Raw genomic sequence first — 16,579 nt, 5'->3', positions numbered from 1 at the left:
TTTTTTTAATTTATGCCAAGAGCTGCATGCTGCTGTCAGCTGCGGCCCGCAAGCATCCGCTTATCCTTTGACGGAGCCAAGCATCATACCCTTTACAAAATACTTCTGCAGAAACGGATAGACGCACAGCATCGGAAAGATGGAGATGACCATTGCCGTCACTTGAACGGATAACTGGGTGACGCTCGCTCGCGAGCTGTATTCTGCCGTCAAGGCGTCCGTAGGCTTGAAATTGGTCTGATTCATCACTTCAATCATTCGGAACGACAACGTTCTTAATCCCTGATCCTGTACGAAATACGCGGAATCCAGCCAGGCATTCCATTGTGCAGATCCCAGAAACAAGCTCATCGTCGCAAGCAGCGGCAGCGAGACCGGCAGTAATATGCGATAAAAGATTTTGACCTCGCCCGCTCCGTCGATGCGCGCCGATTCACCCAGCTCAGGAGGCACCTCCCGGAAGAAGGACACCGCAATCATAAGGAAGAACAGATTCAGCATCGTCGGGAAAATGTATACGCCGAACGAGTTGATCAAGCCAATGCTGCGAAGAACGACATAATATGCAATCAGACCTCCCGACACATACATGGCCACGACAACCGTTATGAAATAAAATCTTCGGAACATCAGGTCCGACCTCGATAAGCCGTACGCCACCAAGCTGGTGAACAAAACGCTTGCCGCCGTACCTATCAACGTTCTCAGTACCGAGATGCCGATCGCATCAATCCACTTCTTCTCCTTCAGGAAATAAGCGTAATTATCCAATGTGAATTCACGGGGGAATACATACATGCCGCCGGCCGCCGTATCCTCCCCGCCATTAAACGAAACCAATAAAATATAATAAAACGGATACAGCGTAACTAGCGTGACAAGGGTCAGCAGGACGAAGTTGACTCCATCCACTACGCGGTCTTCCAGCGTCGCCCTTCTGCTCATACGGGAAACCTCCTTGCTAAAAGTTCTTTCACCTTGCCATCTTCCAAGCCTGTCAGTACAATCCTTGCCCCGAGAAGCGCTTGGCCAGGTAGTTGCTGGACAGCACCAACAGGACGGATATGAACGATTGCACAAGATCTATGGCAGCCGCGAAGGCGAATCTGCCCTGTGCCAGGCCAATGTTGAAGGCGTAGGACTGAATAATTTGCGATTTCTCATTATTCAGCGCATTGCCCAGCAGCATCGACTGCTCGAAGTTGGAGCCGACCAAGCCTCCGCCTAGCATGCTGCCGATGGAGAGAATCGCTACGACCACGATGGATCCCTTCATGCCGGGCAGAGTCACATGCCATATACGCTTGATGCGGCCCGCGCCGTCGATCTCCGCCGCTTCGTACAGCCCGGGGTCGATGCCCGCTATCGCCGCCAGGAAGATGATCGTCCACCAGCCCGCTTCCTTCCAGATTGCCGTGCTTACCGCAAGCGCGTAGTATGAATCCGGATTCGTCAGCCAATCGAACGGTTCGTCGATCACCCCTAGCGATTGCAGCGCATTGTTCACAAGACCAGTCTCCGTAGAGAAGAATGCGAACGAGATGCCCATGACGACCACCCAGGAGATAAAGTGCGGCATGTAGCTGACTGTCTGCACGAACCGCTTCAGGAAGGAATGCCGGACCTCGTTAAGCATAATGGCTAAGGCGATCGGTACGGGGAATGAGAAGACGAGCTTCAATAAGCTGATCGCAATCGTATTGCGAACCAGATTGGGGAAATTGTAGTCGTTAATCAATTCCTCGAAATAACGCATGCCGACCCACGGGCTGGTGAAAATGCCACCGATGCCGGACGTAATCCGGTAATCCTTGAACGCCATTAAAATTCCGAACATTGGCGTATAAGAAAAAATAAGCAGGAACACGATTCCCAATAGGACAAACACTTGAAACGGCAGCTGCTTTCGAAATCGTTTGAGGCCCTCTCGAAAAGCTGCCGTTTTTTCATTTTTCTCAACAGCCATGGCTGTATTCGCTTTCACGTCGTCACCTCCGATGTCTCTGCTCCCATTCTAATGGAACCCCTGCGTCCGCGAATACGGTTCAAAATTCAGATCGCAATGTCCATTTTTAAGGGGCAACATTCCCCGCTGACAGGAACTGGCGCTCATCGTATACAAGCACACCCAGGAGGCCGTTTCCACCCATTAGCGCATCTTGCCAACGCATTGCCGGTTAATTGCTGAACATAAAAAAATTACCCTCTTTCTATATGGGATAGTTAATCCCATATTAGAAAGAGGGTATAGCGCGAACCTACTGTTCATTTATAAGTTTGAACCGTCCATTCTTAAGAAAATGACTGAGAAGCACAAACAAGCCGGGGGTTCCCGGCTTGTCCGCTCACCCTGTACAGGGCTTGCTTGACGTGCTTACTTCGCAGGAGTCGCAACGACTCTTTGCTGCTCGTTTTGCATAAGAATTCTTAGAATTTTGCTTCCAAATTTACCTTCTTTTAATTGCGGTCTAGCTGGATACATAGATGTTCACCTCCTTTCAAGTAGTCATTATTTATAATCTTAAATAACGCCGCAGCTCCTGCATGGAAGTTTCATATACATGTTCAAGGCCGTTCGCCCCTTCCCGCTCGCCTATGCGGCGGGCGAACTTGCCATACAGCCGATTCAGATAGGCATGATCCGTCAGCGCATGGAATCTCACTCTGGACACGCTCTCGTTCTCCAGATCGATCTGCCGCACGATATCACGGAACCCCGAGAAGAAGATGCGGCTGGAGCGATATGTCCTCTCCAGAATGGCGGAATCAATGAGCGCGACTGTCCCGTTATCTTCATACCGATATTGAATGAACGCGCTTAGCTGTCCTTCCGCGTTATCCAGCAACATGAGACGGGAGGATGTTACGGTATCCATCACATACAGCAAGGCATCGTGCAGGGAGTACAGGCTATGGAACTCCTTGCTGTGCGCAATATAAAATCTGGCAAAGCGCGCGTAATCGTCATCACACAGACAATCGTTCGGCTTTAGCTTCAGCATCGCATGCACCTCCTTGTCCCACCGGTTCTATCGTAGAATCGCCTGTCTGTTGCTCCCACATACTGTCGTAGAGCCCTCTCTTCATCCTCAGCTCATCATGCGTGCCCCACTCAGCCAGTTCTCCGTCCCGCAGTACGAATATGCGATCCGCATTCGCTATCGTCGCAAGCCGATGAGAGACGATGACGATTGTCCGCTCGCCGTGCGACAGCTTGCTTATCGTCCGTCCTACCGCAGACTCCGATAGAGGATCGAGAGCGGAAGTGACTTCATCCAGCAGCAGCAAGGCGGGATTCCGCAGCAGGGCTCTGGCCAGCGCGACGCGCTGCTTCTGCCCGCCGGACAGGTTGCCTCCGTCCTCGCCCACCTGCGTCATGTAACCGTCCGGCAATGCCTCGATGGAAGAGGCGATATCGGCTTGTTGAGCCGCCGCTATGACTTCATCCATAGATGCATCCGGCTTGCCGATTCGAATGTTGTCCAGCAGCGTGCCGCGGAACAGGAACGGCTCTTGGAATACGACCCCAATAGAGCTCCTGTATAGCTCACCATCCAGTGCGTGCAGATCGGCTTCGTTCAGCAGCAATGCTCCCCCACTTGGCTCGCGAAGCCCAAGCAGCAGCTGCAGCAACGTACTCTTGCCCGATCCGCTGGGACCGACGAAGGCGACGGTAGAACCGGCTTCGATCGTCAAGCTGACCCGCTTGAGCGCCTCCCTGCCGTCGGAATAAGCATATGACAGGCCCTCCATTCGGAGCTCCGGCCCGGCTTGCAGCGGCAACCCCGTCTTCAAGCCGCTCTTCTCTTCCTCTTGCATATCCAGCAGCTCCGTCACGCGATCCAGGCTCACTCTGGCATCTACGACCGATGGAAGCACGGCGGTCAGATTGTAGACGGCATTGCCCATTGATGTGTAGATCGTGAAGAAAGCTACCAGATCGCCAAGTGATATCACTTGAATGAGGGCCAGATAAGAGCCGAACCCGATAATGCCGAAATTCATCAGCAGCAGGCTAACCATAGGCACGCGATCCAGCGTCGCTGATGCCGCATTGCGCCGGTAGTGGCTAACGAACAAGCCGCTAAGCCTGTCGGCGAACCTTGCCGTAATCGTCCGCTGCAGGCTGAAGCCTTGAATAACGGCCTGACCTCTTACATATTCGCCCACATCGGCCGTCATCTCGCCGAACTCTTCCCGATAAGCCGCGAAGGCGGTGCGCGCGCGCCGCTCCAGCAGCTGGGGACCGAGATAGATGAGAGCCGCCCCGAACAGAATAATGAGGGCCATACTCCATTGGAGCGAGAACAGGACTACCGCGCTCATCGCCACTACAGAAAGCGATTGAAGTCCGATCGTCATCATCGATGTCATCGCACCTTCAATAACGGGGAGATCCACCGAGAATCGGGAGACATGCTCGCCTGATGGAGTTGCCTGGAAGCGCTCCGCCCCCATTCTCTGCATAGCGGAAAACAGCCGCATCCTTAACCGCTGCTGCACCGCAGCATTGATTCGCGCCAGCAAGCGATCACCCGCCACACCTGCTGCGATACCGAAAGTGCCTACTGTGCCGATAATGAGCAGGATGAGAGCGAACGCTTCCCTATCACCGGGTATGATAGCCCGGTCAATGATAAACTTGAAGCTGAGCGGAGCCAGTGCAATAACAGTCATCTCTACTGCAGCGATCAGCAGGAACAGCAGAGCCCTGCTTCTGCATGGCTGCATGAATGACCATAGCTTCCCTAACACTGCCAGCATAAGCTTGTCCCCTTGAGCAATAGTCTAATGGACGGCCACTTGAAATCGTGCAAGATAGTCTCGCAGCTCAGGGACGGTTACTACATAACCGCAGAGTATGCCGCGCTCGCTCTCTATCCGTGCCGTCTGCCGGGCGAACTTCGAGAACAGCCGCTCGGAATAAGCATCCACCCCTGCCCAGAATCGAATCTCTCTCACACCTTCATCCCGCTCTGCCAGAAACTCCGATAGGTATCGCAGTCCCTCCAGGAATAGTCTCGTGCAGCGATGTCCTTCTTTTATATAGGCAACCTGAAGTTGAATCACATGCACATTCTCATAATTCCGCTCTCCTGTCCCGTGAATATAACCGAATGCCCCTACAACCTCATCCTCTTCATCGAAGCACAGGAAGGACTCTCTGCTCAGCAGCACAGGACTTGCAAGATAGCTGAATGCGACAGGGAACGAATAAGGCAGCTTAAGCTCAGTATAGTTCTCTAGCAAGAACTCCATATAGTTACGCATGTACATTTCCGTAGCGCATTCAGCCATGTAATAGCCCAAGTCCATCCTCCTTCACACCCAGGTTCCGTTAGCAATAATAGTTCTAAAGTCTCGCATAACTCCACTTATATTACTCAATAGTAACAGGCTTTGTTTAAGTTCTGTTTAAGTTTTCGACTTTTTTTTGCAAAAAGAACCAATCTGCCTCCCCTGCTCCTGCTATAATGGCAGTAGTAGAAGCGAGATTTTACAAAAGCGTATATGAAGCATGGAGCATAAAGGAGTTCAGGCATCATGGAATTTATCCGCCGTATAAAGTTTGCTGCTATCCCTATCTTCCTGACTGTCGGACTCGTCATCTTTTCCCTTGTCCTATCCTCCTTGTCCACTGCAGCCTCCTATTCGTTGGAGGGAGGAAGAGTGGACTTAAGCGAATGGAAGATGAATGAACAACCCATAGTCCCATTGACAGGTGAATGGAGCTTCTATTGGGAAGAGCTGCTGGAGCCTCAGCACTTCCAAGTCGATGCTGTTACACCGGATGCCGAAGCCGTGTACGTGCCCCGTCCATGGACGAGCTATCAACTGAACGGACGTACGCTGCCGAACGAAGGTTACGCCACGTACCGTCTGCTGATTCGCATGCCGAATGAACTGGAGCCAGGCCTTACGCTCGGCCTCTATCCGAAGAGCATCGCCTCCGCATATCGCTTATGGGTGAACGGCAGCGTCAAGGGCGGCAATGGAATCGTAGGCCCCAATCGAGAGTCGATGACACCGTCCAGTTATCCCGAAGTGATCTACTTCGACCCGCAATCCGGCTGGAACGAGCTGATCATTCAAGTGTCTAATTTCTCACAGCGCAACGCCGGCATTTGGCAGGACATGGAGCTGGGAACGGCCGACGACATCTCCCGTCTCCGTATCTCACGGGTTGCGGTGCAACTGTTCGTCGTCGGCATATTTACGATCATGGCCATCTACTATGTATTCGTCTATTTTAATTACCGGCGGGAGATTTCTGCAGTCCTACTAGGCCTGCTCTGCTTATCAGTTGCTATCCGCACAGTTGTGCTGGGAGAGTCGACGGCGCTCTACTTGCTGCCCCATCTTCCTTGGGAGTGGGCTGTCAAGGCAGAGTATCTCTCCATAGCGGCAACGGCTCTGCTGCTCATGCTTTTCATTCATAAAGAATACCCCGGAGACACTTCGATTCGGGCGACGAAAGCGGCCGGCGTCGTTCTATCCGCCTGCATGCTCTTCTTTCTGTTGACACCGGCTCGCGTCTATACCTATTACTTATCTCCCTTTACGTGGGGGGTGCTGTTTCCTGTGCTCATGTACACAATGGGCGTGTATATTTTATCTGCATTCAGACGTCGAAGGGGCTCGCTCATGAACGCCATTGGCTTCCTCTTCTTCACGCTGTTCGCAGTGAACGACATGCTATTTTACAATAATATGCTTGCAACTGACGATCTCTTGTCCATCGGCTTACTATGCTTCCTGGTGGCGCAAGCGCTCAATCTGTCTGCCCGGTTCTCACGAGCCATGCAAGAGTCGGAGCAGCTGTCGTTGAAGCTGAAGCAATACAACCGCATATTGGAACAGACCGTCGAGGAGCGGACGCAATCGCTGCGAGAGAGCAATGCACAGCTGTCGCACGCTAATGCGCGCATGGCGGACATCGAACAATTCCGCACCCGGCTGCTGTCCAATATCTCGCATGAGTTGAATACGCCAATCACGTCCATTAAGGGCTTCGCCAAAGCTCTGCGCGACGGTATCATTACGGTGAATGCACATAAATATGCCAGCAGAATCTACGAGCGTTCGCTTCTTCTGGAACGTCTCATTCACGATCTGATCGAGCTGACCAAGCTGGAGACGAAGCAGGTCAGGTTCGCTATGGAAGAGCGTGAGCTCGAACCGTTCCTGGAAGAACTGTTCCAGCAGTACGAATGGGAGATGGAGGAGCAATGCCTCCGTTATCACTCCGACTTCACTCCCATGACCACCGGCATATACGCGCGCATCGATCCTATTCGCATGGAGCAAGTATTCGCCAACTTGATCTCCAATGCCATCAGACATACTCCGGAGGATGGAACGATCACGGTTCGCTCAAGGCTATATCCCTTGGAAGACCGCCAATGGATCGCGGAGGTGTCGGTCATCGATACAGGGTCTGGCATACCTCCATCCATGCACGAGCACATATTCGAGCGCTTCGGACAAGTGCTGGAACAGAATGAAGGGAAGCCTCATAACGGTTCCGGCCTGGGACTAGCGATCTGCAGAGAGATTATGGATTACCATCAAGGTGAAATCGGTGTTAGAAACGGAGTGCATGAAGGCAGCGAATTCTACTTCAGACTGCCGGTATACGAACGCATAGAGAAGGGAGCAACAGGCGCATGACCACGGCAGACCATTCAATCGAACCGCATCACATCCTGATTGTCGAAGATGATCGCGATATTGCTGAGCTGATCGCCATCTATTTGCACAACGCAGGCTTTCGCACTTCTACAGCCTTCACGTTGCAGGAAGCCGATAGCTTGCTGGAGAAGCTGAAGCCACAGCTTGTATTATGCGATATTATGCTTCCGGACGGAGAGGGTACGGATTGGGTGAAGAGATTGCGGCAACGCTCCACATTGCCCGTTATTCTCCTGAGCAGTCGGAAGGAGCCGAAGGATATTATCACCGGCTTGGAGCTGGGCGGCGACGATTACATGACCAAGCCGTTCGACCCTGATATTATGGTTGCGAGAGTGAAGGCGCAATTGAGGCGATTCAGATCCGCTGCAGACGCAGGGAACATGCAAGCGGATAAGGAACGACAATGGACGGACGGCAGACTGGAGCTTCACTTCGGACGGAGGGAAGTGCGTGTGAATGGCCAGGAACTAAGCTTGCCTGCGAAGGAGCTGCAACTGCTATTCCTGCTGGCGGAGCATCCTGATCAAGTATTCAGCGTAGAACGGCTATATGAATCCATATGGGGAATGGACGGCTGGAGCGACCAGCGGACCGTTATGGTGCATATCCACCATGTAAGACGGAAAATAGAGGAAGACGTCGGCCTCCCCCGTTATATCCTTACCGTACGCGGCGTCGGCTACAAGTTCGCGGACGGCAATCAGCCGCATCGATAGTTCCCTTTTACATATGAAAGAAGCCATCCCGTCCAAGGATGGCTTCTTTCACTTTACGATTCATTATTCAAGGCTTCCTCTATATTCGCAATAACATTGGAAGAAGACTCCAGGTTCGACCAGTACAATTTCAAATAATGTGTCATCGTACGAAGCTGATGCCGATTCACATTCATATCCGTATAATAGCGGAAGCTCGGAATGATTTCCCGGAACATCGAATAGCGTCCAGGTTCTGCTTCCTTGTCTGATCGCTCTTGCTCCGCCATTTCCTTCAAGCTTGGGATGGACGTGGTATGCATTCGAAGGCTCTCCTGCGCCTCGGACGAGGTCAAATAATTCACGAGCAGTTGGGCTGCTTCCCTATGCTCGGAATGCTTGCTGATGCCGAGTCCAACATTCAGAAGAAGCGTCTTGGGCACATTCACATAAGGAACCGGGGATATATCGTAGTCGAAGGAAGCAGACTTCACATGATTCAACCGAAAGTAGGTGGTTATAATCATCGATGTCCGCTCTTCCAGGAACAACCGTTCCGGATCCTGTGCGCTGTCGAACATAAAGGATGGAACGGTATTCTCTTGCGAGAACAATTCCCTTAACATTTGCATGCTGGCTACAAAAGCCTCGTCATTCAGATCATATCGGCCTTCTTCATTTAGCCCCAGTGAGAATCCATGCTGCAGCAGCCAGAGCGGCCATCTGTTATGGGATAACAGATGGAAGAAGAAGCCATACCGTCTGGCAGACTCCCTGCAATCCGAGAGTCTCGTCGCCGCATGTGCAAATTCCCTCCATGTCCAGCTACTGTCCGGCTCCGGCAGTCCGATATCACGGAAATGATCTCGATTATAGGCCAATATAAGAGGCGAGAAGGCGAATGGCTTTACATAAGACTTCCCATCCACCGTGAACGCCCGATTAAGGAAGGCGTAGATCGCGGGATCTGCCTCCTGCTCCGCCAGCATATTGCTCCCCGCTGCGCTATTGAAATAACTGAAATCGTAGTAATTAAGCATAACCACATCCAGCATCCCATCAACCATGAACGACATGGCTTGATCGGCGTATAAATGCGTGTGCATCGTCATCCGCTTCACTTGTATATGCGGGTATTTCCGCTCAAACGCATTAAGGAGCCATGCAATATTCATCTCCGAATCAGCATCAGGATAATAGCAAAATCGGATGGTTATCCTTTCATCCGTACCATTCGGGTCAATGACCATATTGCCGATTTTAGGCTTTTTGACGATTAATTTTTCCTGAACCAGACTTTCCAGGCCTTTGCGAACCGATTTTTTGCTTAATTGGAATCGCTCACCCAATAAATCCTCTGACGGCAAATAACTGCCTGGCGCCAAATCGCCGGAAATTATACTTTCCCGCAGTTGCTGCACCATCGTCTCCAGACGAATCCGGAATGTTGTCCGGCTCGGCTTTTCCATGCCATGCACTACCCTTCATACGAGCCTCCAATAACCTTTTTTGTTAGCCCGTCCAAATATATACTTGGTAGTATATATCACATCTAGTAAGTTATCAACGTACCGACGGACGAAGTTTCAGCAAGGAAAAGAGGCTCATAAAGACGCTCAATATGATCAACAGCGACTTCTTGCGATATTAATGGAGCCACTTGGATACGGCCTTGCTGCAATAAACGGATGTATTCCGCCATATTCCTGCCTTCCGTCCATCTGGCATATCCGATGGGATAGTCTTGCCCTCCCGCTTCATAGTTGTAATCATAGCGGCCTGGGCCTCCCGCGCGGGAGATGACAATATCCGCTTCCTTCTTGAACATCTTGTCTCTGGAGAAGCTCATCTCCAAATCGCCGACGATGACGATCCGCCCGCGATCGCGAACCCAGTCCAGTCCTCTATCAATCAATCCGTTATTGTTGCCGTTGGCAGCCAGAAGCACAGCATCAACCCCTCTGTTCCCTGTCGCTTCCGCGATGTGCGCTTCCAGACTCTCAATCGAATTAGCCCATCTTCCAGCACTGAGCCGTTCGAATTGCTTGCATCGATCCGCCTGTAGGTCATAGACGATCGTCTCATAAGCAGCTGCACTTGCGATCTGCGCCATAATCTGGCCCAATATACCCAGCCCGACGACAACGACTGATTCTCCGAATTGAATCCTGGCCTGTCGAAGCGCATGAATGGCAATAGCGCCTATACCGACGAATGCCGCTTCCTTCATATCGACAGCATCCGGCACAGATGCAACCAGATGCTTGGGAACGAGCATATATTCTGCATGTCGGACATATGGCGCGCCATAGCAGGCTACCCGGTCCCCGGGCTTGATATGTTCCACTCCTGCGCCGACCTGCCTTACAATGCCAGACGCGCTGTAGCCCAGAGCGATCGGCTTCTCATGCCAGGTCGTCAGCATCAATCGTTCTGTGCCGTTGCTGACGCCGGAATACACCGTTTGCACTAGCACATGATGTTCCTTTTGCGAGGGGATAGGTACACGCTCGATGATAGCTTTTCTTTCATGGCTGAATAGGGCCTTCATTGACTGAACCTGCTGATGAGGCCCGATTTCCTCTAGCATCATTATTCTTTTACTCCTCCTAGCATAACACCTTTGGCAAAGTACTTCTGAAGAAATGGATACACAACCAGAATTGGCAATGTGGCTATGACGATAGTAGCATATTTAATCGTCTCCGATACCGCCGTCACGTCGCCGCTGCCAACGCCCCCCATCATATCATTGGTCTGCGAGGATACGAGAATTTCCCGCAGCAGCAACTGAAGCGGATACAGCGCGCGGTCTTGCAGGTAGATCATGGCATCGAACCAGCTATTCCAATGCCCAACTGCATAGAACAGCGTCATGACAGCCAGAACCGGCATAGATAACGGAACCACAATGCTCCACAATATACGGTAATCCGAAGCCCCCTCAATCTTCGCCGATTCGACTAATCCATCGGGAATGGTAGACTGGAAGAAGGTCCGCATCACAATCAGATTGTATGCGCTGATTGCACCTGGCAATAAGATAGCCCAACGCGTGTCGAAAAGCCCAAGATCGCGAACATTCAAATAAATCGGAATAAGGCCGCCACTGAAGAACATCGTAAACACTATAAATAGCATAATTGCATTTCTGCCGCGCAAATCTCTTCTGGACAGCGGATAGGCGCCTAGCGTCGTTAGTACTAAATTAATTAACGTGCCAACCCCTACATATAAAAATGTATTGCTATAGGCCCTCCATATGCTTTCATCTCGAAACACACGTTCATACGCTTCCAGATTGAACCCATGCGGCACAAGCGTTACATTCCCGGAAGCGATAGCCGATGCACTGCTTACCGAGGATATAAGCACAAACCACAAAGGGTATAAAAACATGATAGAAGCGGCAACGAGAACAATGGCATTCGTAATATCGAATGCTTTTTCGCCGAGCGATTTCTTATATAACATGTGTTCCTCCCCCTACCATAAGCTGCTTTCCGCTTTCTTCTTGGCAATCTGGTTGACCAAAATAAGCAGAATGAAGTTGATTACAGAGTTGAACAGACCTACAGCAGCAGTAAAACTGTAATTGGCCTCCAGAATGCCGCGACGGAAGACGAAACTGCCAATGACATCCGCCGTTTCATATGTTGCCGGATTATACAGCAATATGATCTTGTCGAAGCCCACAACCATGAAGTTGCCGATATTAATAATGAGCAGAATGATGACAGTAGGCATGATGCCGGGAAGTGTTATGCTCCACACTTGTCTCCAGCGACCTGCTCCGTCAACCGCTGCCGCTTCGTATAGGGAAGGATTAATGCCGGCCAATGCCGCCAGGTAGATGATCGAACTCCATCCAATGCCCTGCCATATGCCTGAGCCGATAAAAATGACACGGAACCATTCCGGCAAAATTAAAAAGCTGATCGGTTCGTCAGTAATTCCCATCGTTACAATGAGCCGATTGATTATACCGTCCGACTGAAGAAAATCAATCAGCATGCCGCATATAACAACTAGAGAAATAAAGTGCGGCAAATAGGAAATCGACTGGACAACTCGCTTAAATATTTGATTTTTCACTTCGTTAAGCAATAATGCCAATATGATTGCAGCAGGGAAAGCAAATAGTAACTGATACAAACTGATGATGATCGTATTTTTTAATACTCGGCCAAAATAGTAGCTTTCAAAAAACTGTTCAAAATGCTTGAAACCCACCCACGGGCTGTCCCATACACCCAGAAACGGCCTGAAATCTTTAAAAGCGATGATAGCCCCATACATCGGCTTGTAATGAAACAAAGTAAAGTAAAGAATAACGGGAATAAGCATTATATATAACGATCGATTCCGCATCATTTCTCTCATTGTCGTTCTTCTGAAGCGCTTGCTGAATGGTCCCGCCTTCTTCGCCCTGGAGCTCATAGTAGTCATCTATCCATTCCTTTCCGGAGAACATACATCCTCAGTTATTACATGCACCACATGACCGTAGCTGGAAAAAGACGCCCCCAGCCATTGAGGCGCGTCTTCTCCGACATCCAAGTTAGTTGCTATTTAAGTAGCTTTCATAGGCTTCTTGATAGACAGCGATTACTTCCTCTACCTTCATCTTCTTAAGCTGATCCACGAACTTGTCATATTCGTCGAACGAGCGGTTGCCCATCACGAATGCATTCGCATACTCATCCCGGAACGTCCGAATGTCAGCCAGCAAGGATATAACCTGATCATTTTGCTCGCTCGTTAACGTGACAGGCGGCATGGATTTGTCAAAATCGATATAAGAACCGACCTTCGCTTTCGCCTCAACCGCTTGCTCGATGTCATATTGCTCAAGATAACGCTCATCCGCTACCGTTGCCCACATTCCACCGCCGATTGTATAGTTAAGCAGCGATTCCGTAGAATTCAGACCGTTAGGGTTGTTGAATACAACATCCGAGAACGTAGGATAGCCGTCTACCATTTCATAGGACACGCCCTCTACGCCGAAATTGTTCAGCATAATACCTTCCTTGGAGTACTGGAAATCAAGCCATTTCACCGCTTCTACAATTTTCTCGCTCTGTGCGGATATCGCAACGCCTACATTTCCTACCGGCCATGCATGAAAGCCAAATCGCTTATCGCCATTCGGTCCTGTAGGAGGCTCAGTACCGACAATTTGGAATGACGGATGATCAGCCATCAGATCGGAGAACGATCTCATGTAAGAACCTGACCACCCTGCCCATGCACCGGCACGATCGGTCGTTACCTTCTCTGTCAGGAACTTGAATTCAGTATCTACCAAGTAATTGGGATCAATAAGTCCTTCGGCATATAATTTATTAAACCATTGAAGCATTTCCTTATATTCCGCCTCATATGGAGCAAATTTCACTTTACCATTGTCTATATAGAACTCCCAGTCCGTTCCGAATGCGGGCCCAAACGTTTTCACCATATTGGAAAGATTAACGGATACAAATGGAATTTCATCATCCTTCTTGTTGCCGTTAGGATCCTGCGTCTTAAAAGCCTTCAGCACGTTATACCAATCTTCAATCGTTTTAGGTTCAGCAAGCTCCAGCTTCTCCAGCCAATCCTGACGGATTTGCGGGAACATCTGCACCAGATTGTACTCATGCAGGTTCAATTGTGGAAAATGATATATTTCGCCATCAGCAGTGCTGATCAAGCGTTTCACCTCAGGGTTTTCATCCAGAATTTTCTTGAAATTAGGAGCATACTGAGCGATATACTCGCTAAGCTCCACGAATGCCCCCTGCTGACCATACTTGGGGCCTTCCGTCTTCATTGCATTGTAAGCCACCAAATCCGGCAACTGACCGCTCGCCATGAGAAGATTGAACGCCTCGACGCCGTTCGCTCCGCTCCCTTGTATCCAATTCATATGGACATTGGTAAGCTCCTCCATCTTTTTGAAGGAATCCTTCTCGTTGTAGTCCGAACCGCGGAAGTTGCCATCCGTCAACACCCAAGCGTCAAGCGACACCTTCTCCCCCTTACTCTCTGCGGCTCCATCCCCTTCTTTCCCGGTTGTTGCTGTTGTCGACGGAGCAGTAGACGACTCAGGAGTATTATCTTTACCATTCGAGCAAGCGGTTACAAGCAATACAAATACAAGCATAAGCAATACCGCACTGTTTCCAAATCTGCTAGTTTTCATTTCCATCCCCCACACCCCATTTTTTACACTACATATGAACTAAAATTCGTCATCCTTCGCACATGATCAAAAAAAATCGTATAATTCCCTTAAATTTAAAGAATACTTGTCATGGACTCATTTTTAGTTTATATCTAGTGTATAATTAGAGAATACGCTTTCAAAAATCAGATGTCAATAGATTAATTTATGTTTTCGCAGAAAATAGTGCACTAAATATGCACTTGATGCGGTCGGAATTCCGAGATGTGGTGTGAAGCTTCTAACTTGCTGCAAGAGGAACATTATAGGGGGAAACAAAAAGAGAAGGACGACGCCTTCCCTTTCTTTCTTGCTTGCTTGCTTGCTTGCTTGCTTTTTCATTCTATCCTGTCTTTATTCCAACAAATACTGCGCTGCGGCCAATTGCAGAGACGGTGCTCGGTCGTAAGCCAGCAGACCTCGGCATGAAACCCCTTCCATATCATAGGCTGAACCGAAATGAATCCATATAGCGTCCGCAAATCTGGCAAGCTGAGTATGCAACTGTCCGGTAAACGCAGTGCTCATCCGCTTATTATGAGACAGAGCGATAAGGACACACACATCCGTCGGCAATTCCTTCAATATACACAATACCTCTTCATAGGACTCCGCTTGCTGCTGACGAATGGCTCTTCCATTTCTAATCTCTTGAGCAAACTGTGCCACCCCGCCATCATGAACGATCATCCATTTGTTCACATCGATGTCCTTGAACGCCCGCTTATTCAAGCCGTTAACCGGCGTAATCGCCTTCCCGGCAAGCTCAGCTGCCACAGTAACGGAAGAAGGTTGGTTGAAAGAGCCGGGAGCATAGGGAATAGTGGTAAAATTATCCGGAAGCAAGCCATATTTTTTCTTCATAGCCCATATTCGAGACACAGATTCGTTAATTCGCGCCTCATTGAGCCTCCCCGACTCCACCGCCTTGATCACAGCTTCCAATACCGAGGCAGAATCCTCGTAACAACTCGTTGTCGCCAGCAAGATATCCGTTCCGGCTTGCAGACTGAGCACGCAGGCTTCCTCCATCGAATATTGATTCATTACACCTTTCATAGACAAGCCGTCAGTAACGATTAAACCTTCGAATTTCATTTTTTGTCTTAGCAGCTTGGTCACCAACTCATGGGACAAGGAAGCTGGCTTCATAGTGGAGTCCAATGATGGAACGGCAATATGCCCCACCATAACGGCATCAACTCCGGCTTCTATCGCTTGTCGGAATGGATACAATTCAAACGCTTCAAGACGTTCGAGATCGAATGGCAACACAGGCAGATCTTCATGGGAATCGACACTCGTGTCACCATGTCCGGGAAAATGCTTCGCAGTCGCAATCATGCCATGCTCCTGATAACCTCGGATGATAGCGCTTCCCATTCTGGAAACAAGTTCTCTGTCCTCCCCAAAGGAATGCATTCCAATAACCGGATTAAGAGGATTATTGTTAATGTCCACAACCGGACTGTAATTAAAGTTCACTCCCATAGCTAGCGATTCCTTAGCGGTAATACGGCCAGACTCATAGGCAAGCTGTTCATCCTCCCCGGCTCCTATTGCTCTATTCTTCGGAAAGTGTACCGCGCCTGATCGCAATTTACATCCGGCTCCCGCTACGAAATCGGCTGATATAAATAATGGGATGCCGCTTCCTTCAGCAAGCGCAGCGCTCTGCAGCAGGGTTGTCAGCCGATGCACCTGTTCCGGCACCTGCAAGCTTCCAGTCGGCAGGAATATGCCGCCGGCCTTTAATTCCACAACCATCCTCCTGGTCTCCTCGTCCAGCGTGGGATGAAACGCAGAAAACGCAAACAGCTGCCCTACTTTCGTTCGCAGATCCAATTCCGCTAAGTTCACTCTTATCACCACTCCTGTTCCATCGTTTCATTACACTAGTGTATATCTTGTGTATATGTAAATTATAAGTTGACAGATTTGTTGTGTCAACTTGTCAACCTCCATCAATTTCCAGCCT

13 protein-coding genes are annotated in these 16,579 nt (G+C 49.9%); 2 read left to right on the top strand and 11 right to left on the bottom strand.

The window, feature by feature from the left end; all coding sequences use genetic code 11:
* Positions 1-60: 60 nt before the first annotated feature.
* The 5 genes from ACFQ2I_RS12725 to ACFQ2I_RS12705 all read right to left on the bottom strand — a co-directional run bounded on the left by ACFQ2I_RS12725 (position 61) and on the right by ACFQ2I_RS12705 (position 5,310).
* Positions 61-945: a carbohydrate ABC transporter permease gene (locus tag ACFQ2I_RS12725; protein WP_377564677.1), complete on the bottom strand. Its 885-nt coding sequence runs from the start codon at positions 943-945 to the stop codon at positions 61-63.
* A gap of 52 nt (positions 946-997) precedes the next feature.
* Positions 998-1,966, bottom strand: coding sequence for an ABC transporter permease (locus ACFQ2I_RS12720; protein ID WP_377564707.1), 969 nt, complete (start codon positions 1,964-1,966; stop codon positions 998-1,000).
* A 547-nt stretch (positions 1,967-2,513) separates the two neighbouring features.
* Entirely contained in the window at positions 2,514-3,002 is a 489-nt protein-coding gene (locus tag ACFQ2I_RS12715; RefSeq protein ID WP_377564675.1) for a hypothetical protein, read from the bottom strand.
* Positions 2,968-4,764 carry an ABC transporter ATP-binding protein gene (locus ACFQ2I_RS12710; RefSeq protein WP_377564673.1) on the bottom strand — a complete coding sequence of 599 codons (1,797 nt, stop codon included), beginning with the start codon at positions 4,762-4,764 and terminating at the stop codon, positions 2,968-2,970. The genes ACFQ2I_RS12715 and ACFQ2I_RS12710 overlap by 35 nt, the downstream gene beginning before the upstream one ends.
* Positions 4,765-4,788: 24 nt before the next feature.
* Positions 4,789-5,310 (bottom strand): hypothetical protein, encoded by a 522-nt coding sequence (locus tag ACFQ2I_RS12705; protein ID WP_377564671.1) that lies wholly within the window; start codon positions 5,308-5,310, stop codon positions 4,789-4,791.
* Between the two features lie 234 nt (positions 5,311-5,544).
* On the opposite strand from ACFQ2I_RS12705, the gene ACFQ2I_RS12700 reads away from it, so the two are divergent.
* Both ACFQ2I_RS12700 and ACFQ2I_RS12695 read left to right on the top strand, forming a co-directional pair.
* A complete protein-coding gene (locus ACFQ2I_RS12700) occupies positions 5,545-7,671 on the top strand; it encodes an ATP-binding protein (RefSeq protein WP_377564669.1) in 2,127 nt (708 codons plus the stop codon).
* Entirely contained in the window at positions 7,668-8,411 is a 744-nt protein-coding gene (locus ACFQ2I_RS12695; protein WP_377564667.1) for a response regulator transcription factor, read from the top strand. Before ACFQ2I_RS12700 ends, ACFQ2I_RS12695 begins: the two co-directional genes overlap by 4 nt.
* 53 nt (positions 8,412-8,464) lie before the next feature.
* On the opposite strand, the gene ACFQ2I_RS12690 is transcribed toward ACFQ2I_RS12695, so the two are convergent.
* The 6 genes from ACFQ2I_RS12690 to ACFQ2I_RS12665 form a co-directional block, all read right to left on the bottom strand.
* Entirely contained in the window at positions 8,465-9,859 is a 1,395-nt protein-coding gene (locus ACFQ2I_RS12690; RefSeq protein WP_377564665.1) for an extracellular solute-binding protein, read from the bottom strand.
* A gap of 83 nt (positions 9,860-9,942) precedes the next feature.
* Positions 9,943-10,983: a zinc-dependent alcohol dehydrogenase gene (locus tag ACFQ2I_RS12685; RefSeq protein ID WP_377564663.1), complete on the bottom strand. Its 1,041-nt coding sequence runs from the start codon at positions 10,981-10,983 to the stop codon at positions 9,943-9,945.
* Positions 10,983-11,864 (bottom strand): carbohydrate ABC transporter permease, encoded by an 882-nt coding sequence (locus tag ACFQ2I_RS12680; RefSeq protein ID WP_377564661.1) that lies wholly within the window; start codon positions 11,862-11,864, stop codon positions 10,983-10,985. Before ACFQ2I_RS12680 ends, ACFQ2I_RS12685 begins: the two co-directional genes overlap by 1 nt.
* A 12-nt stretch (positions 11,865-11,876) precedes the next feature.
* Complete coding sequence (locus tag ACFQ2I_RS12675; protein ID WP_377564659.1) at positions 11,877-12,839, bottom strand: ABC transporter permease; 963 nt, start codon at positions 12,837-12,839, stop codon at positions 11,877-11,879.
* Positions 12,840-12,951: 112 nt separating this feature from the next.
* Entirely contained in the window at positions 12,952-14,580 is a 1,629-nt protein-coding gene (locus tag ACFQ2I_RS12670) for an extracellular solute-binding protein (protein WP_377564657.1), read from the bottom strand.
* A gap of 375 nt (positions 14,581-14,955) precedes the next feature.
* Positions 14,956-16,461: a glycoside hydrolase family 3 protein gene (locus ACFQ2I_RS12665; RefSeq protein WP_377564654.1), complete on the bottom strand. Its 1,506-nt coding sequence runs from the start codon at positions 16,459-16,461 to the stop codon at positions 14,956-14,958.
* Positions 16,462-16,579 lie beyond the last annotated feature (118 nt).

This window comes from Paenibacillus chungangensis, from assembly GCF_042675905.1.
GTDB classification, from domain to species: domain Bacteria; phylum Bacillota; class Bacilli; order Paenibacillales; family Paenibacillaceae; genus Pristimantibacillus; species Pristimantibacillus chungangensis.
The sequence above is the reverse complement of the archived record's forward strand: the minus strand, read 5'-3'. Positions and strand labels throughout refer to the sequence as shown.

Excerpts from the sequence above, each read along its gene's own strand:
- ACFQ2I_RS12685 (WP_377564663.1), bottom strand. The coding sequence starts at position 10,983 with ATGATGCTAGAGGAAATCGGGCCTCATCAGCAGGTTCAGTCAATGAAG.
- ACFQ2I_RS12710 (WP_377564673.1), bottom strand. The coding sequence starts at position 4,764 with ATGCTGGCAGTGTTAGGGAAGCTATGGTCATTCATGCAGCCATGCAGA.
- ACFQ2I_RS12670 (WP_377564657.1), bottom strand. The coding sequence starts at position 14,580 with ATGAAAACTAGCAGATTTGGAAACAGTGCGGTATTGCTTATGCTTGTA.
- ACFQ2I_RS12675 (WP_377564659.1), bottom strand. The coding sequence starts at position 12,839 with ATGACTACTATGAGCTCCAGGGCGAAGAAGGCGGGACCATTCAGCAAG.
- ACFQ2I_RS12700 (WP_377564669.1), top strand. The coding sequence starts at position 5,545 with ATGGAATTTATCCGCCGTATAAAGTTTGCTGCTATCCCTATCTTCCTG.
- ACFQ2I_RS12690 (WP_377564665.1), bottom strand. The coding sequence starts at position 9,859 with ATGGAAAAGCCGAGCCGGACAACATTCCGGATTCGTCTGGAGACGATG.
- ACFQ2I_RS12725 (WP_377564677.1), bottom strand. The coding sequence starts at position 945 with ATGAGCAGAAGGGCGACGCTGGAAGACCGCGTAGTGGATGGAGTCAAC.
- ACFQ2I_RS12715 (WP_377564675.1), bottom strand. The coding sequence starts at position 3,002 with ATGCTGAAGCTAAAGCCGAACGATTGTCTGTGTGATGACGATTACGCG.
- ACFQ2I_RS12695 (WP_377564667.1), top strand. The coding sequence starts at position 7,668 with ATGACCACGGCAGACCATTCAATCGAACCGCATCACATCCTGATTGTC.
- ACFQ2I_RS12680 (WP_377564661.1), bottom strand. The coding sequence starts at position 11,864 with ATGTTATATAAGAAATCGCTCGGCGAAAAAGCATTCGATATTACGAAT.
- ACFQ2I_RS12720 (WP_377564707.1), bottom strand. The coding sequence starts at position 1,966 with ATGGCTGTTGAGAAAAATGAAAAAACGGCAGCTTTTCGAGAGGGCCTC.